Annotated in this window: 23 protein-coding genes and 1 pseudogene; all 24 read left to right on the forward strand. The window is 31.9% G+C overall.

Annotated features, from left to right (window positions below; translation table 11 throughout):
• Positions 1-513 precede the first annotated feature (513 nt).
• Positions 514-1,251 carry a hypothetical protein gene (locus N7U66_RS04765; protein ID WP_267677541.1) on the forward strand — a complete coding sequence of 246 codons (738 nt, stop codon included), beginning with the start codon at positions 514-516 and terminating at the stop codon, positions 1,249-1,251.
• A 591-nt stretch (positions 1,252-1,842) separates the two neighbouring features.
• Positions 1,843-2,424, forward strand: a complete 582-nt coding sequence (locus tag N7U66_RS04770; RefSeq protein WP_267677542.1) for a DUF3885 domain-containing protein — start codon at positions 1,843-1,845, stop codon at positions 2,422-2,424.
• 1,146 nt (positions 2,425-3,570) lie between these two features.
• Positions 3,571-4,035, forward strand: a complete 465-nt coding sequence (locus tag N7U66_RS04775; protein ID WP_267677543.1) for a PHD finger domain-containing protein — start codon at positions 3,571-3,573, stop codon at positions 4,033-4,035.
• A gap of 256 nt (positions 4,036-4,291) precedes the next feature.
• A complete protein-coding gene (locus tag N7U66_RS04780; protein WP_267677544.1) occupies positions 4,292-4,804 on the forward strand; it encodes a DUF6933 domain-containing protein in 513 nt (170 codons plus the stop codon).
• A 604-nt stretch (positions 4,805-5,408) separates the two neighbouring features.
• Positions 5,409-6,182, forward strand: coding sequence for a hypothetical protein (locus tag N7U66_RS04785; protein ID WP_267677545.1), 774 nt, complete (start codon positions 5,409-5,411; stop codon positions 6,180-6,182).
• A 15-nt stretch (positions 6,183-6,197) separates the two neighbouring features.
• Entirely contained in the window at positions 6,198-8,075 is a 1,878-nt protein-coding gene (locus N7U66_RS04790; RefSeq protein WP_267677546.1) for an ATP-binding protein, read from the forward strand.
• Between the two features lie 71 nt (positions 8,076-8,146).
• Complete coding sequence (locus N7U66_RS04795; protein ID WP_267677547.1) at positions 8,147-8,722, forward strand: hypothetical protein; 576 nt, start codon at positions 8,147-8,149, stop codon at positions 8,720-8,722.
• A 168-nt stretch (positions 8,723-8,890) separates the two neighbouring features.
• Positions 8,891-9,382 carry a hypothetical protein gene (locus N7U66_RS04800; RefSeq protein WP_267677548.1) on the forward strand — a complete coding sequence of 164 codons (492 nt, stop codon included), beginning with the start codon at positions 8,891-8,893 and terminating at the stop codon, positions 9,380-9,382.
• A 557-nt stretch (positions 9,383-9,939) separates the two neighbouring features.
• Positions 9,940-10,128, forward strand: coding sequence for a hypothetical protein (locus N7U66_RS04805; protein ID WP_267677549.1), 189 nt, complete (start codon positions 9,940-9,942; stop codon positions 10,126-10,128).
• A 59-nt stretch (positions 10,129-10,187) separates the two neighbouring features.
• Positions 10,188-10,496, forward strand: a complete 309-nt coding sequence (locus tag N7U66_RS04810; RefSeq protein ID WP_267677550.1) for a hypothetical protein — start codon at positions 10,188-10,190, stop codon at positions 10,494-10,496.
• A gap of 136 nt (positions 10,497-10,632) precedes the next feature.
• Positions 10,633-11,244: a hypothetical protein gene (locus tag N7U66_RS04815; protein WP_267677551.1), complete on the forward strand. Its 612-nt coding sequence runs from the start codon at positions 10,633-10,635 to the stop codon at positions 11,242-11,244.
• A gap of 28 nt (positions 11,245-11,272) precedes the next feature.
• A complete protein-coding gene (locus tag N7U66_RS04820) occupies positions 11,273-12,160 on the forward strand; it encodes a hypothetical protein (RefSeq protein WP_267677552.1) in 888 nt (295 codons plus the stop codon).
• A 307-nt stretch (positions 12,161-12,467) separates the two neighbouring features.
• Positions 12,468-13,247 carry a hypothetical protein gene (locus tag N7U66_RS04825; RefSeq protein WP_267677553.1) on the forward strand — a complete coding sequence of 260 codons (780 nt, stop codon included), beginning with the start codon at positions 12,468-12,470 and terminating at the stop codon, positions 13,245-13,247.
• Between the two features lie 163 nt (positions 13,248-13,410).
• Entirely contained in the window at positions 13,411-14,058 is a 648-nt protein-coding gene (locus tag N7U66_RS04830) for an SLATT domain-containing protein (RefSeq protein ID WP_267677554.1), read from the forward strand.
• Positions 14,059-14,307: 249 nt separating this feature from the next.
• Positions 14,308-14,853, forward strand: a complete 546-nt coding sequence (locus N7U66_RS04835; RefSeq protein WP_267677555.1) for a hypothetical protein — start codon at positions 14,308-14,310, stop codon at positions 14,851-14,853.
• Between the two features lies 1 nt (position 14,854).
• Positions 14,855-14,908: pseudogene (locus N7U66_RS22455) on the forward strand (hypothetical protein); the annotation flags it as partial.
• A 45-nt stretch (positions 14,909-14,953) separates the two neighbouring features.
• Positions 14,954-15,565, forward strand: coding sequence for a hypothetical protein (locus N7U66_RS04840; protein ID WP_267677556.1), 612 nt, complete (start codon positions 14,954-14,956; stop codon positions 15,563-15,565).
• Positions 15,566-15,703: 138 nt separating this feature from the next.
• The gene (locus N7U66_RS04845) at positions 15,704-15,922 is read left to right on the forward strand and encodes a hypothetical protein (protein ID WP_267677557.1); all 219 of its coding nucleotides are present in this window, start codon (positions 15,704-15,706) and stop codon (positions 15,920-15,922) included.
• Positions 15,923-15,926: 4 nt separating this feature from the next.
• On the forward strand, positions 15,927-16,298 hold the full coding sequence (locus tag N7U66_RS04850; protein WP_267677558.1) for an SMI1/KNR4 family protein: 372 nt from the start codon (positions 15,927-15,929) through the stop codon (positions 16,296-16,298).
• Between the two features lie 2,058 nt (positions 16,299-18,356).
• Positions 18,357-18,899 (forward strand): hypothetical protein, encoded by a 543-nt coding sequence (locus N7U66_RS04855; protein ID WP_267677559.1) that lies wholly within the window; start codon positions 18,357-18,359, stop codon positions 18,897-18,899.
• Between the two features lie 218 nt (positions 18,900-19,117).
• A complete protein-coding gene (locus N7U66_RS04860) occupies positions 19,118-19,525 on the forward strand; it encodes a hypothetical protein (protein WP_267677560.1) in 408 nt (135 codons plus the stop codon).
• Between the two features lie 156 nt (positions 19,526-19,681).
• Entirely contained in the window at positions 19,682-20,002 is a 321-nt protein-coding gene (locus N7U66_RS04865; RefSeq protein WP_267677561.1) for a hypothetical protein, read from the forward strand.
• A gap of 152 nt (positions 20,003-20,154) precedes the next feature.
• A complete protein-coding gene (locus N7U66_RS04870) occupies positions 20,155-21,084 on the forward strand; it encodes a phage exclusion protein Lit family protein (RefSeq protein WP_267677562.1) in 930 nt (309 codons plus the stop codon).
• 203 nt (positions 21,085-21,287) lie between these two features.
• Positions 21,288-21,965 (forward strand): hypothetical protein, encoded by a 678-nt coding sequence (locus N7U66_RS04875; RefSeq protein WP_267677563.1) that lies wholly within the window; start codon positions 21,288-21,290, stop codon positions 21,963-21,965.
• The last annotated feature ends 336 nt before the right edge of the window (positions 21,966-22,301 follow it).

Genomic DNA, 22,301 nt, shown 5'->3' on the forward strand with positions numbered 1-22,301 from the left:
TACACGAACCGTTAGCCCACATGCCCACTCGGCTCGAAAAAAAATCCTAAAGTTGCTTAAAAGTGGTTTAAAAGTAAAAAACAACGCTTCTCACCTTCTTACTCAACCGATTTCGGATAATAGCACTACGCGCCACTGTTGCGACGGACACTTTTACGTTGCGGCAAAGATAGATGTAAAAAGCTGATGCCGCTCTAAGTTTATTACTCAACCGTATTCTGACTTAAACAACACGAAACTATTACGGCGGATTGCTATTAAAAGCGGCATATCTTAACCTTCAAAATATAAAATCAATAGCTATCTGTAAAACAATACTTTGCGAAACTGGAACTCCAACTGTTATGAAATAAAATAACGTGGGCTAACACGGTGTATAAAAAATTGCTATTTTGGGCTAGCACAATGGTAGTTGCTTGTTTGCTTGCGTCTGATTTTCCTACGGAAAATCCCCGCACTCAAACTACGCAACTTATCATACACGAACCGTTGTAAAACATTTAAGAAAAACCAATGAACAGAATTTTAAGCCTACTAATTTGTACATTTTTAATAACATCTTGCGGAAATAAACGTGATGGTGAACAAAAAACCGGACTACTTTCAAACTTTATTAGTATAACTGACAATGAAGATGCTGGAGTAAAAGAAATTACGGATTTTTATGGTGGACAATGTAAATATGCTGTTGGAGTTTCAGCGTCAACAGAAGACGGAAAAAAGAAATATTTCGAACTCGAAATGAGTGAAAGTGATGCTATCGAAGAAAGATTAGATAAACCCAAATTACCTTCTTCAAATATTGCTTATATATTTTATAAAAATCTAAAAGAAGAAAAAAATAATTACGATGCTATTCACGTAGTTTTAATTTCCAAAGACAATTCAAAACAACAATTTGAATATCCAATTTCCACATTGGAACAGGTTGAAAAGAGAATGGGTCTGAATGACAAAACTGTGAGTTTACTCAAAGAAAAAAAGTTTGAAGAAATAAGTTCTATGCTAAACAATGAATTAATTCCCTTTGACAAAGAAGAACTTGTACCTCGCTTAATTGAACTTGAACCTCAATTCGGAAACATAAAGGAATATCGCTTTTTTGGATTTATGATTGTCCCTTTTAAAGGCAAAGAAATACTACATCTATCAGGAGCATTATTAAGAGAAAAACAAAATCACGAGTTTAGTATTGATATCGATTTTAATTCAGAAAATGACGAACTATATCAACTTCAATATAAACGCTAAAAAAACGTTTTACAACAACGTGTATAAAACATAGCTAATAAAGGCTTTCCGAGAGGTTTGTGTTTACTTGCGAAGACCGCCAAATTTTTAAATTTGGCTTTTAAGATTGATAAATTAAAAACAAAATATAAAAATTCGGCTCTCTGTTAATCCGAAAATTTAGCGTCTTTTTACACGCTACGTTTCATACACAAAACCGTTACCAACCATGCCACTCTGCTGTGAAAAATAATAGAATCTAAACGATCTCTAAATTAAAAAACTGCAAAAGTTAGCGGATAAAAAATTACAATAATATTCTGATCAAACCAGGGCGCAACTCTTACGGCGGACTGATTTGCATGACGGCTAATCAAATACCAAAATCTGATTTCGGACTGACAAAAGCAATGCGCAATCTTTGCGGCGGATTCAAATACGAAACGGCTAACTGGGTAATTAAAAGAACGGTTGGTAACAATGTGTAAAATAAATACTACTTTTATGGCTTAACCCAAAGGCAGTTCGTGTTAGCTTGCTTCGGATTTTCCTACGGAAAATCCCCGCACACTAACCCGTACTTACCTTACACGAAACGTTGTAACACATTTAATGAACCGCATAGAATTCAACAAATACTGGGATTTAAATTATCCGGAATCCAATCCAATCGGACACGAATTAAAAGGTGTTTATCCGAATAAATGGTTGCGAATTCATAGTTTGCCCGAATCAAAAAGATACGCAGAATCGGAAAATGAATATCAAATAATCCTGAACAGACAAAACAAATTGATTTCGGAATTAATTGGAGAAAATAGCGAAGTCATAATTGTATCTGGACAATACGAAATAGAATTTACTGACGAAATATCATCTGAATTGTCGGAATATGGAGAATTTGAGAAATGTCGAACAATTGAACTTCATAAAATCTATCGAGAAGAATATGAAGATGATTTTTTCTATAATGTTTATTTCAGAACTGATAAATGGCAACGGAATTCCCAAAACAAACTGCTGAAAGATATTGCGGATGATGAATTCCGAGCAATGTTTGTCTGTCCAAAAAGGAATTATATCATAGCACCTTATGATGGCGGAATAGATATAATAGTTGACTCTGAGAAAAAGCGAAATGAACTAAAAGTAAAATACAAAGATTGGCTTTCGAAAAGAGAAGACGGAATGTAACGCGAAAAAAAACGTGTTACAACAATGTATAAAAAAAATAGGGCGAATAGTGCTTAATCAAAAGGTCTGTGCGTGTTTTCCAAGTCGCCAAATTTTTAAATTTGGCTTAATTAAAAAGAGTAAAATAATTAACAAAATTTAAAAATTCGGCTTTAGCTTAATCCGAAAAGTATCGCTTACAACTGCCCTACTTTTCTTATACTAGACCGTTGTGTACAATGGCTCACTCGGCTCAAAAAAAACCAAATTCGCTAAAACTAATACTCTAAAGCATTAATTTTTATCAAAAAAATTAACACGTAATTATTACGCAAAATAACGGTTTGTAAACGGATTAAATAGCAAAACGGAGCAATACGCAACGGATCTACCACTCAATCGCTTTCTGACAACTTAAATGCGCAACTGTAACGGACTACCGCTCTGCTCATATTACGTATAAAAACATGACTCTAAAAGTTCTGTTTAAAGCAAAAAGCAATATTGACAACGGATAACACTCGGTGTGATAAATGGAATAAAAAATATAAAGCACTGTACACAACAGTGTGTAAAAATAATTGCTTGGTTCTATCTTACTCGGAAAATCCTAGCGGATTTTCCTCCAGTTCGTTAATATTTACTATTTTAGAGGCTTAATCACGCAACTATCCTTACACTTAACGTTGTGTACAATGGCTCACTCGGCTCAAAAAAAAACCATATTCGCTAAAACTAATACTCTAAAGCATTAATTTTTATCAAAAAAATTAACACGTAATTATTACGCAAAATAACGGTTTGTAAACGGATTAAATAGCAAAACGGAGCAATACGCAACGGATCTACCACTCAATCGCTTTCTGACAACTTAAATGCGCAACTGTAACGGACTACCGCTCTGCTCCTATTACGTATAAAAACATGACTCTAAAAGTGCTGTTTAAAGCAAAAAGCAATATTGACAACGGATAACACTCGGTGTGATAAATGGAATAAAAAATATAAAGCACTGTACACAACAGTGTGTAAAAATAATTGCTTGGTTCTATCTTACTCGGAAAATCCTAGCGGATTTTCCTCCGGTTCGTTAATATTTACTATTTTAGAGGCTTAATCACGCAACTATCCTTACACGTAACGTTGTGTGTAATGTAAACCAATATTATGGGAATATTTGACTTTTTGAAAAATACCGATAATTCTAAACCTTCGAGAAAGCATATTTTGTTCTCAAACACTGCATTGGAAATAATTGGAACATTTGTAGAGAAAAACGGATTTCAATTACATAGTAAAAAAATTGAAACGTACTTTACGAATATTATTTGGAGAAAAGAAGAGCAGTATATAAAAATAACTGCATCTGATTTCCCAACTGATTATCCATACAATTATGATATAATACTGGGAAAAGGAAATTGCGATGACTTTTTTGAATCAGAATGGGATTCCATTTCGATTTCTGATATTCAAAGAATGTCCGAACCGAATAAAAATCATAATGGATATGACTTTCCAAAAAAGAGTGAATTAAAAAAGAGTTTGGAAAAAGCGAAATCTGATTTATCGGAATTTGGAAATGGTTTCTTAAATGGAAATCGGAATTGTTTTATAAAGCGAGAATTTTGACAAACGGAGAAAACAAGCCTGAAAAAATTATTAAAAAAGATGAGAACGGAAAAGTAATTGTCGAACTTTTGCCATATAATGTAATAAAGAAAAGTAACTGAAATAAACACTACACACAACACCGTGTAAAAAACATTGCTTATTTTAGTTCAATCGTTTGGTCGTTGCTTTGTTTGCTAGCTTCTGATTTTCCTTCGGAAAATCCTCGCACTCAAACACGCAACGTTCCTTACACAATAACGTTATGCACAAGTGAATGACAACACCAATTTACATATCAAAAAAACTTGAAAAACTTGTGTCAAAGTATGTAAGCCAACCAACTATAGAATCGATCTCAAAACTCGGAAAATGGAATGGGACTGTTTTCTATGTCAACCGAAAAAAGTGTTGGCTAATTGTAAACGCTGAAACTAAATTTTCTCTTATAATTCCGGATCTCAAAGCTTCTGACATTAAAAATTTTCAAAATGTATTCCTGGATAACCTATACAGCCAATTTATTTACGAAAATATAATCTTAGATTTTAAAGAATTGAAGAAATATATTGGAGAAATAAATATTTTGCCGACTGATGGTGATCGCAAAACAATTGGAACTCAAAATTATTATCTTGAAAATATTGAATATTGGAAATATGAATATGGAACATTTGAAAATATGCCTTTCCGCGATATAGCCAAAAGATTAAATTTCACGCCAACCGAAGTTTTTAAATGGAAGAATCCACGGGAAGTAATGATTACAAAAATAAAGACCTGTGCATAACAATGTGTAAAAATAATTGCTTGGTTCTCTATTACTCGGAAAATCCTAACGGATTTTCCTCCGGTTCGTTCCATTTTTACTATTTTAGTGGCTTATCAACGCAACTATCCTTACACGTAACGTTAGCCCACATGCCCACTCGGCTCGAAAAAAAATTCTAAAGTTGCTTAAAAGTGATTTAAAAATAAAAAAAACAACGCTTCTCACCTGCTCACTCAACCTATTTCGGATAAAACACAACGCGACACTGTTGAGACGGACTCTTTAACGTTTCGGCAAAACTGTATGTGAAATAAAATATCATACTCAATCCTTTTCTGACATCAGTCAAACGCAACTCTTGCGGCGGATTTATATAGCAAACGGCAAATCGTAACGCACAAAAGATAAAATCAATAGTAGCACGTAAAACAAAACTCTGCGGAGCTGCAAAGCCATATGGAGAAAAATAAAATAACGTGGGCTAACAATGTGTAAAATAAATACTACTTTTATGGCTTAACCTAAAGGCAGTTCGTGTTAGCTTGCTTCGGATTTTCCTACGGAAAATCCCCGCACACTAACCCGTACTTACCTTACACGAACCGTTGGCAATAATTAGGACATGCATACAGAAAAAATATATGACGAGAATGGAAAAAGCTTCACTAGGGTTTTCGCCTCTGATAAGGTAGAAAATGTGAATCCTGTTGAATATTATAAAACATTCGAACTTCAAAGAAGAATGATTTCATTGCGCGATATTCTAAGTATGGAAAACGCTATTCTTACAGCTCAATTAGACGATGATTATTTTCGTCGAAAAGCAGAAGAAACTTTAGTTGGATTTTTTGAAAAATTCGAGAACACAAAAGTTCATGATAATTTTATAAAACTTTTACAAACTGAACGTAAAAAAGACCAAATTAGGTTATTAAAGGGTATGATATTAAACCCTGACCAATTAATGTCTTTAATTTTTAAATCATTTAATGACTTTGGATATCTTTACAGCAAATATCATTTTAAAAATTTACCCAACGGATTTGAAGGAAAAAAACTTCCAAAGATTTTCCACGTAAAAGAAGACGGTTCAATTGATAAAACCGGAGATACTGATTTAAGTGACGGAGAATTAAAACATGTTATTGACCACAGAAAGGTTATAGTTTCGCATTTTTTCGTAAATGATGATAATTGGCACTGTTTTTTTCTAACCTACAATAGTATTGGTGGTAGAGAAAATTGGAAAAACGGTCAACCTCATTTTCATTATATTTCAAGTGCTTTTGGGATTTCTAAAGATGATTTTATAGAAAGTATGCAAACTGGAAAATATAGATCAACGCCAGTTCATATCGACCTTTTAGAATATGGAAAACAACCCGATAAGGAATAAAATATGACTACCTAAATGAAAATAAATATTTCAAAAGCAATTAAACAATTTTTTCCTAATCCATCTTTAGATTTAGTTTATTTTGAAGCTATCGCAAATGCTTTAGATGCAAATGCTTCTGAGATTAATTTAATAATCACTATTCAGTCTTTTGAAGAAGCAAAATCATTGAAAGTTGAAATCGCAGATAACGGTCATGGATTTACAAATAGAGGGTTTGACAAGTTTTGCGAACTTTTAGAAACAGATTCACCAGACAACAAAGGTTTAGGTCGTTTAGTTTTCTTAAACTACTTTAAAAAAGCATTCTATGATACTTTATCTGATGATTCCAAAAGAACATTTACACTTGATAATAAATTTGATAGAGATTTTGAAAAGAAAACATCACTAAATTCTAATGGAACAAAGCTATTATTGGAAAACTATAAATTAGAAAGCATTAAAACCTATGATTATATTAGAGCTGAAACTTTAGCAAAATCAATAGAATTACATTTCTTGCCTAGATTATATATCATTAATAAAAATGGTAATGAAGTAAATATATCAATAGATGTAAGAACAGAAATACCAAATCCAGATAAAAATTTTCATTCAGATAAAAAAATCATTTCTTCTAAGAAATTACCCAAATTAAAAAGTAAAATTTTTAAAATAGAACAAACTGATTTATATGCTGATTTTGAGCTATTATACAAAGTAGAACAAGACTTTGAAAATTCAAATCTTACTATCGCATTAAACGCTGATAATCGTACTATTCCGATTTCTGATATTATTTCTAAAGAAAATATTCCTCAAGGATATAATTGTATTTTCTTAATTCAATCTGATTATTTCAAAGGAAAAGTTGGTAATTCGAGACAAAGACTAGAATTAGAAAAAAATCAGTTTAATGCTCTTAAATATTCAGTAATAGAGGAAATTAAAATTATCCTTGAACAAGAAATCCCATCTATAGTCGAAAGGAACAAAAACCAAAAAGCATTTTTAGATAAAAAATACCCTCATTTAGAAGGTTATTTCAATGAGAATATTGCTGGACTTGTAGACAAAAACAAACTTCTTGAAAAAGCTCAAGAAAGTTTTTTTAAAGATCAAAAAGAAACCCTAGAAGCGACCTATTTAACTGATACTTTATACAAAAAATCATTAGAAGTATCTTCTAGAGTACTTACCGAATATATACTTTATAGAAATTTAATAATTCAAAAACTTAAGAGTACAAACCATAATAATAGTGAATCAGAAATACACGAAATGATTGTTCCTATACGTGAAACATTCAGGTCAAAAGAATATTTCACAAATCTTTACAGAAATAACGCGTGGTTATTAGATGATAAATTCATGTCTTATAATACAATTTTAAGTGACCAAGAATTAAGTAAATTAATTGATGAATTAGCCTTAGAAGAAGAGATTAGTCAAGACAAAACAACAAGACCTGATATATCAATTATTTTTAATGGTAATCCAGCTGAACAAAGAGTAGACTTAGTAATTGTAGAACTTAAGAAACGAAAGGCAGGATTGCATGAAAATGAAAAAGTTATTGGTCAAATTCAAAGAAGAGCAAGGCGTTTATTACAATATTTCCCAAATAGGATACAACGAATGTGGTTTTATGGTATTGTAGATATTGATGAAGACTTCGAACTTTATTTAGATTCGAATGACTATACAGAAATTTATAGTGTTGGAAAAGCATTTTATAAAACTCAAAGTATTGTTTATAAAGTAAAAGACAAAAAAATAGAATGCCCAATTGGAATTACAGTGCTCTCTTTTGATGCTTTTTTAGATGATGCAGAAAAACGAAATGAAACATTTCTAAGCATTTTGAAAGAATCAATAAAAGTTAATTCCAATAATGATTTGAACAATTAAATAAAAACATATTGATTTTAAAGGAAAACTTAGACAACCTAAACGAATGGACTTGCACACTATATTCTTTAATGCATTCCTTAAAAGTCAGTAAGGATAATGATTTTGAGCCTCGTGAAGAATTAAATGAAAGTGGAAAAGATTCATTAAAATGGAATATTGAAAAGAATAATTTCGAGTCAATTACTCATCGCGTCGTAACTTCCAACAAAAAGAAAATGCGTTTTAGAAGAGACCCTTCGAAAAACTTCAAAAAAACAGTAACAAGGGTCGCTGGTATGCTCATTCAAGATCTAGTTGTAATATTTGATGAAATTCTAAACGATTTAATGCTAGACAAGAGTTTACCAATCCAAAATTTTCCTCAAGGCAAAATTGAAGCATTAAAGAAATACGTTGATCCTGAATTTGAATGGTCTATTAAAGGATCAATGGAGTTAATTGCCGTAAGAAATGCTATAACTCACTCAAAAAGTTTTTGGAATGATAAAAGCTTACGAATTTTGAAAGATTATGATGTTATTTCTCAAATAGAGTTTAATGCTCTTTTAGGTCAAAAGGTTATTGTAACATTTCCAATGGTATTTGAATATAAAAAATCAATGAGAACTTTTATTAATCAGGTAAATACAGGAACCATAGAATAAATAACTATTGCCAACAATGTGTATAATTCATTGCTAGTTATAGCCTACTTACGAAAGTCCTCGCAGACTTTCTATCTATGATTTATTTGCTAACTTAGTGCTTAAACACGCAACGAAATCATACACTAGACCGTTGTACACCATTTGAGAAAAGCATTTGTAATTATATTGACCTTTATCGAATTTTTGTCATTTGGACAAGAAATGGAACTGAATTCGATTAAACCAAGCGAATTGGATAGCATCTATGTTCAGGCATTAAATAGCAGATTTGACCTTCTACTATCAAGTGGTTGGAAATATATCGAACTGAATCAAAACGGAAAACGGATTTCCAAAATGAACGTATCCGAACGATACAAATTCTTGACGATTGAGGAACTAATTGATTTGTCAGTTAAAGAAAAAAAGACAATTCGGGCTTTGCGTCTGACTCACAAAAAAATTGGAACTGATACAGTTGACGTGAATTTTGGAATTGTAAATGTTACTGGAAAGAGGAAAATGCATTTCAACAATGGATTGAAATTTAAAAAAGCGGATTTTGCATTAGACTGTGGCGGAACAAATGGCTACGTTTCTGATATGAGATTTGTGTTTGACAGAAAGAAAAATTATTGGGAATTAATAGACGAAAAGTATAAAATAACAACTGAATAATATATGAGATATATTATCAAAATTTGGTTATTTACGATAATCATTTCACCTCTTTTATTAGCATTAATATTAGGTGCTATTATAAATGATTCGAGTTTTACGAGTATATTAAATTCTTACGAAATAATATTTGTAATGATAATTGTCGGCCTTCTTTCGTCAATTCCTGCAATGGTAATATTTTGGTTAATTAAAAGGTTTTTGAAAGATAAATTCTCAACCCTAAACGAGAAAATTATATTATCAATTTATAGTTTTTTATCGGTTTGGATTACGTTTTTCATCGTTGATAGCGGATTTATTACAAGATGGTCTGAACAGACAATTTGGGTTTTGATATATTCGCTAACAATAGTGATAGGAGTTTGGATTTTTGATAATAATAATAAAATAATAACTGAATAAAAAACGGTGTACAACAACGGCTATAATTCAGCGCGACTGAATTATTAAAAATTAACTATCTTCATCTTAATAACAAAACAATCAGGCCGACAGGTAGCAACTCCTACCCCACGCCGAAATTATAGCCCGAACCGTTGTGTGCAATTTGAGAAATGACGAACCCTAAATTTGAAATAAAGATTTTAAGACAGCATTGGATTAAAGACGACGGATTGGACGATAAAACCGATTTATGTTCTCACGGAGAATTGTATCTGAAAATCGGAGATGAAATTTTATCTAACTCGGAATCTGACTCGTGGTGTTTAAGTGCTTCGGACTTTATCTGCTTCGGACTTTAAAAAAAGATTATTCAATCGGAGATTTTGATAATTATTTGGTGCCTTGTTGCGGACATTTTATGATACCGAATGACGAGAAAGATTACGTTTTGATTTGTGGATGCAATAACGGAATTGATTGGAGTGTAAAACACGAAAACGGTATGGTTGAATTCACAACTGAAAAAGGAAATAAAACGAAAATACCAATTGACTTTTACATAAATCAAGTAATTGACTTTACTGACCAAGTTGAGCAGTTTTATGGAAACCCAAGTGAGAAAGAAGTCCCGAAAGATGATTTTGACCAAAATGGCTTTCGTCAATTCCGGACTGAATGGAATAATCTAAAATCTGAATGGAAAAAAACTGCACACAACAATGTATAACCGCAATTACGGCGGATTCGACTACGTCCGAATCCACTCGGAATTGCTAACGTGAGTGCTAAATCGAAAATTAACGCTTATTAACCCGTAACTGACGGTTATACGAGACCGTTGGCAACAATTAAAAAAACGAACATTGAGAGTAAATTCATTTTACAAATACTTTACGATTGCATGCTTAATATTAATATTAACAGTTGCTATTCCTTATTTCATAAAATTTAATGGAGGAATATCTAACGAGACAGCAGTTTGGGGAGCTTTCGGAGATTATTTTGGCGGAATTCTGAACCCAATTTTTGCAATAATTAATATCGGAATTTTAATATACCTGACCCATTTAGTTCATAAAATAGACTCTAACAGAGTGAAAAAAGAACTTGAAATTCAAAAACAAATTGCTATTTATGGATTAAAGCACGATGCTTTAAAGGCCTTTAATAATAATTTATCTAAGTTTCAGCTCGAACTTGTTAAGTCTAATGAAAATTCAGAACTAAATATTATATTACATCGGAACGATTTCTATTCATTAATTGAGACTTATACATATTTATTTCCAAGCATTGAAAATGATAAAAAAAGTGCACTAACTGAAAAAATGCGTGAGCTTTCAAAAATTGCGGGAGATAGATTTGTAGGAGGAAACGAATTTGATATTCCGAATAAATTAGAACCTAAATTACTTGAGTTTATCGATTTGAAAATTGAATTCATTAAAAACATTCAAAATTGCATTTTAGAATAGGTACCATATACTTTAAATAATAATTAAAATGAACAAGGCTTTATTAATACTCTATTTCCTATTAGGTGTTTTTTGGAATATTTACGCTCAAGTTAATCCAAATCATGTTCTTGTAAATGGTTATACTCGTAGTGACGGAACAGTAGTTAAACCATATTACCGAACTGCACCCAATTCTACAAACATTGATAACTTTTCGACAAGAGGAAACACTAATCCTTATACTGGAGAAGCAGGTTGGATACCAAGAGACGATAATTATGCTTATTCTTATATTTCATCGAATAGAAGTAAAAATTTAAGAAACTATAGAAAAACAGAACCGATCCATAGCTATGGAAGACAAAAAGAATGGATAAGTCAAAAATTAAACAAACTTGCCAAAATTTCACTTAAAAAAAATAAAAAATACAATAAAGACATACGTAAAACAACAAAAAAAAATAAAAAATATATAAACAATAAAAAGGAATTAGATATAAAAAACTTCTCTGATGGTTGGTATTATGCGATAGTTAGGACTTCAGTTAAAATTAACAATGAATATGAGGAAGTTCTTTTTAAAAGAGAAGTTTTATTACAAGATGGTAAAGTTGTAAAATATATTGGTTTTAGCCATTTAGTATATGATATTTATAACTTCGATAAAGTTACGAGTTATTACAAATTCAAATTGATTTATCCGGACAATTCAATGACAGATTACGGAATTATGAGCTTTTATGAAAATGAACCATTGAAGTATACACCTTACTATGAATATCCTAATGTTGTATTCTTCTATGTAACCGAATCTAATAACGGAGGAAAAATATCAATGATTTTAGAAAGCGACAATATTGTTTATAATGGTGGTTCAATAACAAATTACTGGAATGAAATTCCGAGACTGTCAAACAACAGAAAGTGTCATTAAATTTTACTTACCAAGAGGAAATTATAAATTTTATGCTGAAAACAAAAAGAGTTTATGGACAAATGATTTCTTGTTAATAAATAATGAATGTCAAGGAATTAGATTAAATTTTAATTAAGAAAAACTATTGCCAACACCGTGTATAATTCATTGCTAGTACTCGCCTACCTACGAAAATCCTCGCGGATTTTCTATTCGGTTTGTATTTGCTAAATTAGTTGCTGAAACACGCAACGAAATCATACACAAACACGTTAGCCATAATATGAACGGAACGATATTTGAAGTTATTTAAGAAACTAACATTATGAAAAAAATCATACTTCTTTTATTACTGACTTTCGGAATTAAAACAGTATTTGCGGATTGTGCAATGAGTGCAATGTATTTCTTTCCGGAAACTAAAGAAATTAGCTTGAATTCAAAATTTATCATTCAAGGTTACGCATATAGTCAAAAGACAATAAATAGTTTTAAAAACAGAAAAGTTTATCTTGAAAGTGAAAGCGGAGAATTAATTGAACTTAATCTTGAAGAATTCTATACTGGACAAATGCAATTAACTCAAGCCATTTTTTGTCCAGCATCAGAATTAAAGCCTAATACGAAATACTTTCTTAAATACTATGACCGGACCGAAAATGAAGAAAGAGAAATGAAGCAATACAACAGAGAGAAAAAAGAAAGAGAAAAAGTTTATTGGAAAACAACGGACAAAAAGGAACTTGAAACTCTGAATTCCAATCTGAATGTTGAATTTGAAGAAACAGAAGTTGTACACTATGGTTGTGGACCTTCTGCAAATGCGATTTTTGATGTTAAAAACAAATCGGAATCTGAAATTTGGTATAAGACTGAAGTTGTTGACTTGAGCACTAACGATAAAAAAGTGTTTTACATTAAAGAATGGAATGGTAAACTAAATGTCGGACACGGAATGTGTGCAGGAGCATTTACTTACAAGAATAAAGGAAAATATAAAGTTAGGTTCACACCAATGAATACTGACGGAAAATCAATAAAAACAACTGATTGGACAACTTTTGAAAGTCCGTTTATGAACGACAAAAGTCTATTCGGAAATTAAAAAATACTATGGCTAACAATGGCTATAAGTAATTGCTTGTTCTCGTCTACTTCTGAAAATCCTCGCGGATTTTCAGTTTGGTGTGTACTTGCAAAGTTAAATGCTAAACCACGCAACTACTCATAGCCGAGACGTTGCCACACATTTGAAAAAAACATAGCGAATGACAAAAAGTTTTGAGAAAGAAAAAGGAAAGGAACATTTAGATAAAGGATTTCTTGAGGAACTAAAACATAAAATTTGGTCAACTAAAGGAACTCGATTTACAGCTGATACTCGATTAAAAACAATCGCAAAATATTCAACTTTGAGTATAAGTTTTCTTTCTGCTTACCTGATAATTTTTGGATTGGTATCTGTTTATAATTTATATAATCCAAATGCGATAGATGCGAATGTAATAGCATTTACGATTACAGCCTTGTCAATTTTAGTATTAGTTTTTTCATTAATAGAAAATGCACAAAACTATCCAGTCAAAGCTAAAAATTTTCACGATTGCGCATTGGATTTGGCTGACTTATATAATGAACTTCAAAATTATAAGTCCTATGAAGAAAATGCTACTGAAAACGACAAAATGGAATTTTGCAATAGACTTCAAAAGGAATATCAAAATATATTACGTCGCTATGAAAACCACGACCCAATCGATAATAACAAATTCAGAATAAAATTTCGAGACTATTATAAAGTAAAATGGTACGATTGGATATGGACACATATTTTATATTTTGCAAATACTCGTTTGATTTACATTGCAATGATGTTAATTCCTGGTATAATTTTATATTTTGTAGTGACGAAATAATCCAAACAGCTCGGAATGTAACGCAAAAAAACGTGTGGCAACAACGTATATAGCTCATATCTAGTTAGTTGATTAATAGAAGTTAAGGTATATTTGCTAGTCCGCCAAATTTTTTAATTTGGCTTATTGAGAAAAGATAATAAGAAAAATTTAAAAATTCGGCTCGTGCTACATCCGAAAATAATTTCATAATTTGCACGCTACGAGCCATATACAAGACCGTTAGCAACAAGCTGAAATCCGAACTAAATGAAAGAAGTTGATACATCATCAAATTTGAATTCTAGAATCAAGCTATTTGCTGACTGGCTGAATAATGGTGGTGTCAAAACTATTTGGTCAAATCACTTGCTAGAAGATTTAATAAAAGTCAAATTTAGAGCAGATGGAACAGTAGATGAATCTACAGTAAGCTCAGTTGTAAGAGCTTCTCTCTTAGCTTACGAAGGAACACAATGGACACCACCACATTCTTCGATTGAGCTAATGACTGAATATCAAACAACATTACAAAAAGCTCTCTTTTTTGAGCAAATAATGATTGACACTAAAGAGGATTTTGATTCTATATATGAGCAACATAAAAATTCGGAATCAACACTTTATCGAGGAGTAACAGAAGCGAAATGGAGAATTTACAGTTCACTTCAAAGATATTGGATAAATGAAAAGTTATATGAAAACGGTACGGACTATAAAACTTTCATAGAAAAAACTATCAGCAATGCAAAAAAACAAAATGGTGGAATTTTAGAAAAGTTCTTCAAAAAAAATGGAATAAGCCCGAGAGAATGATATTGCAGTTTTAAGTTTTTTACAACACTATGGTTGCCCAACACCTTTAGTAGATTGGAGTAATAATTTCAAAAACGCATTATATTTTGCTACCGAAAACGTGAATGAATATAAGGATGAATCTAGAGAAATAGAAAAATACTTTAGTGTATACCACATTGAGGAAAAGGATTTAATTTCAACCAGTTTAGTCTCTCTCGTTGAAAAAGGAATTTCGGAAATGGAGAGACACGTAAAAGATAATGTCATCCAAAATGGAGAATCTGAAGGAATTGAACAAACTGAAATGGAAAAATTCTTTGGAAGAGACAGACTTAAAATGGCAACAAAAATGCTTCACCAAGATAGTCTAATAAAATTCGTAACGAAAATAGAAAGACTAATTGAGTTTCCATTGACTTATTTCTCAGATATTAATGAAGAAAATGACATACAGTTTTCACTTAATAACAGTATGAATATTATAAATCAAGAAGGAGTTTTTATTTGGAATTCTCACCCTTTTAAACCAATAGAACAAGTTGGTAACGAACAATTTGGAAATAAAGAAGATGTAATTTATAGATTTTCAAAATGCTATAACATAAACAAAAAATTAACTGATTATGTGAAAGATAAAATTAGACAAGAGGGTATTAATTCAGAATTCATTTATCCTGACCCAAATTTAATAGCAAAAAAGAGTTTTGAAGAAACAAAAGCCAGTTGCTAACAACGTATATAATCCATTGCTAGTGAAGGCTTACTTACGAAAATCCTCGCGGATTTTCTATCCGGTTTTTATTTGCTAAATTACGTGTTAAACCACGCAACGTATCATATACAAAACCGTTGTGCATAATTTGAGAAAATGGGAGTTTTAGAAAAAATCACATTTATTTTATTTGTAGGAGCAATAATTTTTGTTTGGAATAAATACGCTGTTACCAAATTAGTGAAAGAGGTGGTTCGTAAGAATCCAAACAATAATTGGTTAGCTGATAAACAAAGTATAATCACAAAAGGGTTTCAATCATTTTATTGGACTGCCTATGCAATACTAATTGTTTCATTTTTAATATCTGATTAAAAAAATGCCATTCCCATTAGAAGAAAAATATATAACAGAAACAGAATCGGAATTGAATGTGAAATTCCCATCTGAATTTAAAAACCGAATGATAAAATCAAATGGTGGAGAATTATTGATTTCGGGCAAGTTTGAATTTGAACTATATCCTTTCTTTGATAAATCTGACCGAAAAAGAATAAGTCGGACTTGTAATCATATTGGACTTGAAACAAAAAACGCTCGTGAATGGAATGGGTTTCCTGAAAATGGAATCGCAATCGGAGCGGACGGATTTGGAAATCAACTAATCTTGACTCATAACGGAAATGGAAATTTAACTGACGAACTATATTTCACGGAATCACGAGACACGACAAGTGGAAAAAATAGCTGAATCCATTAACAAACTTTCCGTTGAAAAAAGCTCATTCTCGGAATAAAATAAAATCGAAATTTAACTAAAAAACTATGCACAACATTGGCTATAAAAAATTGCTATTACAGGCTTATCCTGAAAATTCCTGCGGAATTTTCAGCTTGGCGTGTACTTGCAAAAGTCCGTGCTAACCCACGCAACTGTTCATAGCGAGAACCGTTGTGTACAATGGCTCACTCGGCTCAAAAAAAAACCAAATTCGCTAAAACTAATACTCTAAAGCATTAATTTTTATCAAAAAAATTAACACGTAATTATTACGCAAAATAACGGTTTGTAAACGGATTAAATAGCAAAACGGAGCAATACGCAACGGAACTACCACTCAATCGCTTTCTGACAACTTAAATGCGCAACTGTAACAGACTACAGCTCTGCTCCTATTACGTATAAAAACATGACTCTAAAAGTGCTGTTTAAAGCAAAAAGCAATATTGACGACGGATACCACTCGGTGTGATAAATGGAATAAAAAATATAAAGCACTGTACACAACAGTGTGTAAAAATAATTGCTTGGTTCCTTCTTACTCGGAAAATCCTAACGGATTTTCCTCGCGGTTCGTTAATATTTACTATTTTAGAGGCTTAATCACGCAACTATCCTTACACTTAACGTTAGCCCACATACCCACTCGGCTCGAAAAAAAATTCTAAAGTTGCTTAAAAGTGGTTTAAAAATAAAAAAAACGCTTCTCACCTGCTCACTCAACTTATTTCGGATAAAACACAACACGACACTGTTGCGACGGACTCTTTAACGTTGCGGCAAAACTGTATGTGAAATAAAATATCATACTCAATCCTTTTCTGACATTAGTAAAACGCAACTCTTGCGGCGGATTTATATAGCAAACGGCAAATCGTAACGCACAAAAGATAAAATCAATAGTAGCACGTAAAACAAAACTCTACGGAGCTGCAAAGCCATATGGAGAAAAATAAAATAACGTGGGCTAACAATGTGTAAAATAAATACTACTTTTATGACTTAACCTAAAGGCAGTTCGTGTTAGCTTGCTTCGGATTTTCCTACGGAAAATCCCCGCACACTAACCCGTACTTACCTTACACGAAACGTTACCAACCATGCCACTCGGCTCTAAAAAAAAACACTTCTTAAACAATCTCTAAGGATAAAAACCACTAAAGTTACCGGATAAAATTTTACAATAACATTCTCGGCAAATAAGAGTGTAAATCTTACGTCGGACAAACCTCACTCCTACGCTATAATAAAAACGGATTTAAGCCTGGCGCAACTCTTAAGGCGGACTGATTTACATTACGGCTAATCAAATACATAAAAACTGATTTCGGTCTGACAAAAGCAATGCGCAATCTTTGCGGCGGATTGATATACGAAACGGCTAACTGGGTAAATTACAAGAACGGTTGGTAACAATGTGTAAAATAAATACTACTTTTATGGCTTAACCTAAAGGCTGTTCGTGTTAGCTTGCTTCGGATTTTCCTACGGAAAATCCCCGCACACTAACCCGTACTTACCTTACACGAACCGTTAGCCCACATGCCCACTCGGCTCGAAAAAAAATTCTAAAGTTGCTTAAAAGTGGTTTAAAAGTAAAAAAAATAACGCTTCTCACCTGCTCACTCAATCTATTTCGGATAAAAGAAAAACGCGACACTCTCGCGGCGGACTGATTTACATTGCTGCAAAACTATATGTGTAAAAGTTTAAAAAAAGATTACTCAAGCGTTTTCTGACCATAGCAAAACGCAACTCTTACGACGGATTTATATAGCAAACGGCAAATCGTAACCCACAAAAGATAAAATCAATAATAGCACGTAAAACAAAACTCTGCGGAGCTGCAAAACCATATGGAGAAAAATAAAATAACGTGGGCTAACAATGTGTAAAATAAATACTACTTTTATGGCTTAACCTAAAGGCAGTTCGTGTTTGCTTGCTTCCGATTTTCCTACGGAAAATCCCCGCAATCAAACCCGTACTTACTTTACACGAAACGTTGTAGCCAATTAAAAAAAACCAATGAATACGAAACCCTTTCTAATATTTCTGATAGGTTTAATTTGTTTTTCTTGTAATGATGAATCACTTGAAAATAAGTATAATTATTGGATTTCCAACAATGATTTTAGCGGTAAAAATGAATTGATAAGAAAATTTGAAAATACAATTAATGCCAGGCAAATTGACTCATTGAATTATCCAAAATATTGGTTTCTGAAGAATCAATTTAGCTGGAAAATAAATGATAATATTTTAATAAATGAAAACTCTGACAAGGCTGTAATTCTATTAATGAGTATCGGATTAGACAACAAAAAAGACACACTAGGAAGTGTAAATGTGCTATCAGCAGAACGTTTATCAAACAATTGGATAATTAATGACGGAATTGATATGACTTTTTACTATTTCACTCACTACTATAATGAAAATTTGACATTCGATAAAATAAATGAATTATCAACCAAAAGAATGATAAAAGGAGGATATATGAACTCTGAAAAAGAATTTAACCATAAATACGTTGATGATAACTGGAATTATTTGTTTGGTAATAAATAAAATAACTGGCTACAACAACGTATATAGCTCATAGCTAATTAGTTGCTTAATTCAAAGTTAAGGCATATTTGCAAGTCCGCCAAATTTTTTAATTTGGCTTATAGAAAAAAAAAGATAATAAGAAAATTAAAAAATTTGGCTCGTGCCTAACCGAATATTTATTTCTAATTTACACGCTACGAGCCATATACCGAGACCGTTGTGCGTAAGTCGAGAAAATGAAATACCTAAAAATAATTATAATTCTGACTTTATTTTATTCGTGTAAAACGGAAAATAAAAACGAATTTTTTGAAATTAATCTAACTGAAAAAACAGTTGTCGGAATTTCGCCTGACTCAATACAGATAGCGGAAATGAAAAAAGAATATGGAGAAGATGATTTTTATACTATTGCGGATGATGTTATGTGGTACAACGGACAAATGCTCGAAGTGATTGACAGTTTGAAAATTCAATTTGTACATACGGACAAAAGATTAGTTAGAATTATAACCCCAAACGACCGAATTGAAATCAATAATGACACATCACAAGTTAAATGGAGATACATATATTTCAACGGAAAAGAAACTCTAGAAAAAGATGTATTTGAAATAATTGACTTGAATAAATTTTATGAATAAAAAACCTACGCACAACAATGTATAACCGCAATTACGGCGGATTCGACTACGTCCGAATCCACTCGGAATTGCTAAAGTCAGTGCCAAACCGAATATTTTGGTATATTTTAACCGTAACTGACGGTTATACTAGACCGTTGTGCATAATGTCCGAGAATGACGCAAGAATTAACCGAAATAGAATTTAAAAAAACCTTTGGTAATGGAATGACTGACATTACCGAAACGGAAATTGATGAGCCGATTGACATTTGGAATTATGTCAAAAAACTGACTGAAAATCAAATCGTGAACCGAATTGTTTACGAAAAAGAACTCGTGGAAAAAGTTTATCGGAATGATTTAAAAACCTTTGACCATATTTTACTTCCGACTGAAAAACAAAATTTATTTCTGACAATTGTTGTGGATTTGGAAAAGAAAGAGATATTCGGACACAAAATTTTGGACTTAAATATGGAATACGGAACTGAATAAAAAAACACTATGCACAACACCGGCTATAGTTCATTGCTTCTGACTTTCCTGGCGGAAAGTCCTCGCAAATTTGCTATCTTCGGTTTACGGCGGAAAATCTTCACGGATTTTCACGCAACGAAACCATAGCCAAAACCGTTACCACACATTAAATGAAAGTCAGCGTAAAAAAAGATACACATAATGGAATTCAACCAATTAGAGTTTTAAAACACAATTTGACTCATAGATTAGTAGAAAGAAATACAGAACTGATTAATGAATTACAATTAAACTTTAAACTACAAAGTCATATAAAGTATCATATTGCAGAACTTCCATTAATAGAAAAACAAACACCCTTTATTGAAAGTAGTGGTCAGATAAATATTCACGAAACATTTCTCTCTTATATATGGTCAATTACTTTTTCAATGTTTGTAATGCACGAAGAAGGAATCGCTATACCTGATTACCTTAAGCAAGGTATTGAGCCTCCAAAAAAACAAAATACGGATATTTTAGATTTGTCGAAGGAATTATTTGACTACTCTAAATCTTTAATTCGTGTATATACTGAATGGGATAAAGATTATTTCCCAAATCCGGAATATTTTGATGAAAAAACTGACGAAGGATACTACATCTTAAGAACTAACGACCTATATGTAGAAGTCCTTAATTTTATTTTATATCACGAAATCGCTCATGCCGAATATGAACATATAAATAATATTCAATTAAATAGTCTTTCAAATGATGCCATCAAGGATTTAGAACTTGAAGCAGACTCAAGAGCAATTGATCTAATGCTGATTAATTGTCGTAATAGAAATGCGACAGTTATAGCAATCACCATTGGTCTTGCTTCAATGTTATTTTCAAGAAATGACTTATATGGTGGTACTCGACATCCAAATATTGATGTGAGGATTGAAAATTTTTTACAGAAAGTCAATTTGCCTGATGACAGTCCTGTTTGGACATTTTTGGTTCTATTTTTAAAACTTTGGGAACAACAGTTCTCTCTTAATTTCAAGCAAAAAAACGCATATGACACATACAAAGAGTTATACTATGAACTTTTGGAACAGGCAAAATAAAACGTGTGGTAACACTGTATATAGCAAATAGGGCATTCAGTGATTAACGAAAGTTCAGTACTATTTACAAACACCGCCAAATCGTTGATTTGGCTTTTATAATGAATAAGATAAAAACGAAATACAACGCTTTGGCTAAGAGCAAAATTGAAAGTTCATCGCTTTCTACTGCCCTACTTGCCATATACTAACCGTTACCAACAATGAGAAGAACGCTACCGATATTCCTAATATTCCTACTTTTAAGTTTATCCTGTAAACCACACAAGGATTTTCAAAAAATAACTAATATTAATGTCGAAGCCTACCCAACAAGAAATATTTCTCTTGAATTAGATACGTTAGATAAAAAAGTGATGAGCGTATGGAGAAATCTAACAAATGATAAAAAGAAAGATTTTAGAAATAAATTCAAAGAGTCACGAGCTGAAAGAATTAAAGACATCGAAGCGGACACTTCAAATATGACTAGAATATACTTAACAGGGAAAGAAAATCATGTTATTTTCGAGGGAAAAGACAGGACTGATTTAACAAATCTTAGCGATAAATATGAAGAAGTAGATTACTATTACGAATCTATGGACAGTATCTACAAAAAAATAGAGATAGGTATATTGGATAGAAATACTGGTAATCATAAAGTAAAGATTATTTACCCGGATTTAAAAAGATTTGCAGTTCTAGATTTGGATACTAAATATTCTTCAATTCATATTTATACATCCTCAATCAGACCGAAATTAAAAATCGAGAATGGTACACTTAAAAACGAAATTATAAATGATTCCATTCCTGCTATTCCTGACAGTATTGAGGTTCTAGTTGAAGAAGGAGTGTATATTTTTTATGAAATCCCAAAAAGAAAACACAGTTGGTAACACCGTGTATAATTAATTGCTTGGGCACTGCCGACTTACGAACATTCCTGCGGAATATTCTATCTGTGATTTATTTGCTAAATTAGTTGCTTAACCACGCAACTAACCATACACATCAACGTTGTGTACAATGGCTCACTCGGCTCACAAAAAACCCAAATTCGCTAAAACTAATACTCTAAAGCATTAATTTTTATCAAAAAAATTAACACGTAATTATTACGTAAAATAAGGGTTTGTAAACGGATTAAATAGCAAAACGGAGCAATGCGCAACGGTTCTACCACTCAATCGCTTTCTGACAACTTAAATGCGTGACGGTCGCCGACTACTGCT

It is taken from the genome of Lacinutrix neustonica (genome assembly GCF_026625145.1).
Lineage (GTDB): Bacteria > Bacteroidota > Bacteroidia > Flavobacteriales > Flavobacteriaceae > Lacinutrix > Lacinutrix neustonica.

Bases quoted from the DNA above. Each gene is read 5' to 3' on its own strand.
- N7U66_RS04765 (WP_267677541.1), top strand. From the start codon at position 514: ATGAACAGAATTTTAAGCCTACTAATTTGTACATTTTTAATAACATCT.
- N7U66_RS04770 (WP_267677542.1), top strand. From the start codon at position 1,843: ATGAACCGCATAGAATTCAACAAATACTGGGATTTAAATTATCCGGAA.
- N7U66_RS04775 (WP_267677543.1), top strand. From the start codon at position 3,571: ATGGGAATATTTGACTTTTTGAAAAATACCGATAATTCTAAACCTTCG.
- N7U66_RS04780 (WP_267677544.1), top strand. From the start codon at position 4,292: ATGACAACACCAATTTACATATCAAAAAAACTTGAAAAACTTGTGTCA.
- N7U66_RS04785 (WP_267677545.1), top strand. From the start codon at position 5,409: ATGCATACAGAAAAAATATATGACGAGAATGGAAAAAGCTTCACTAGG.
- N7U66_RS04790 (WP_267677546.1), top strand. From the start codon at position 6,198: ATGAAAATAAATATTTCAAAAGCAATTAAACAATTTTTTCCTAATCCA.
- N7U66_RS04795 (WP_267677547.1), top strand. From the start codon at position 8,147: ATGCATTCCTTAAAAGTCAGTAAGGATAATGATTTTGAGCCTCGTGAA.
- N7U66_RS04805 (WP_267677549.1), top strand. From the start codon at position 9,940: ATGACGAACCCTAAATTTGAAATAAAGATTTTAAGACAGCATTGGATT.
- N7U66_RS04810 (WP_267677550.1), top strand. From the start codon at position 10,188: ATGATACCGAATGACGAGAAAGATTACGTTTTGATTTGTGGATGCAAT.
- N7U66_RS04820 (WP_267677552.1), top strand. From the start codon at position 11,273: ATGAACAAGGCTTTATTAATACTCTATTTCCTATTAGGTGTTTTTTGG.
- N7U66_RS04825 (WP_267677553.1), top strand. From the start codon at position 12,468: ATGAAAAAAATCATACTTCTTTTATTACTGACTTTCGGAATTAAAACA.
- N7U66_RS04830 (WP_267677554.1), top strand. From the start codon at position 13,411: ATGACAAAAAGTTTTGAGAAAGAAAAAGGAAAGGAACATTTAGATAAA.
- N7U66_RS04835 (WP_267677555.1), top strand. From the start codon at position 14,308: ATGAAAGAAGTTGATACATCATCAAATTTGAATTCTAGAATCAAGCTA.
- N7U66_RS04845 (WP_267677557.1), top strand. From the start codon at position 15,704: ATGGGAGTTTTAGAAAAAATCACATTTATTTTATTTGTAGGAGCAATA.
- N7U66_RS04850 (WP_267677558.1), top strand. From the start codon at position 15,927: ATGCCATTCCCATTAGAAGAAAAATATATAACAGAAACAGAATCGGAA.
- N7U66_RS04855 (WP_267677559.1), top strand. From the start codon at position 18,357: ATGAATACGAAACCCTTTCTAATATTTCTGATAGGTTTAATTTGTTTT.
- N7U66_RS04860 (WP_267677560.1), top strand. From the start codon at position 19,118: ATGAAATACCTAAAAATAATTATAATTCTGACTTTATTTTATTCGTGT.
- N7U66_RS04865 (WP_267677561.1), top strand. From the start codon at position 19,682: ATGACGCAAGAATTAACCGAAATAGAATTTAAAAAAACCTTTGGTAAT.
- N7U66_RS04870 (WP_267677562.1), top strand. From the start codon at position 20,155: ATGAAAGTCAGCGTAAAAAAAGATACACATAATGGAATTCAACCAATT.
- N7U66_RS04875 (WP_267677563.1), top strand. From the start codon at position 21,288: ATGAGAAGAACGCTACCGATATTCCTAATATTCCTACTTTTAAGTTTA.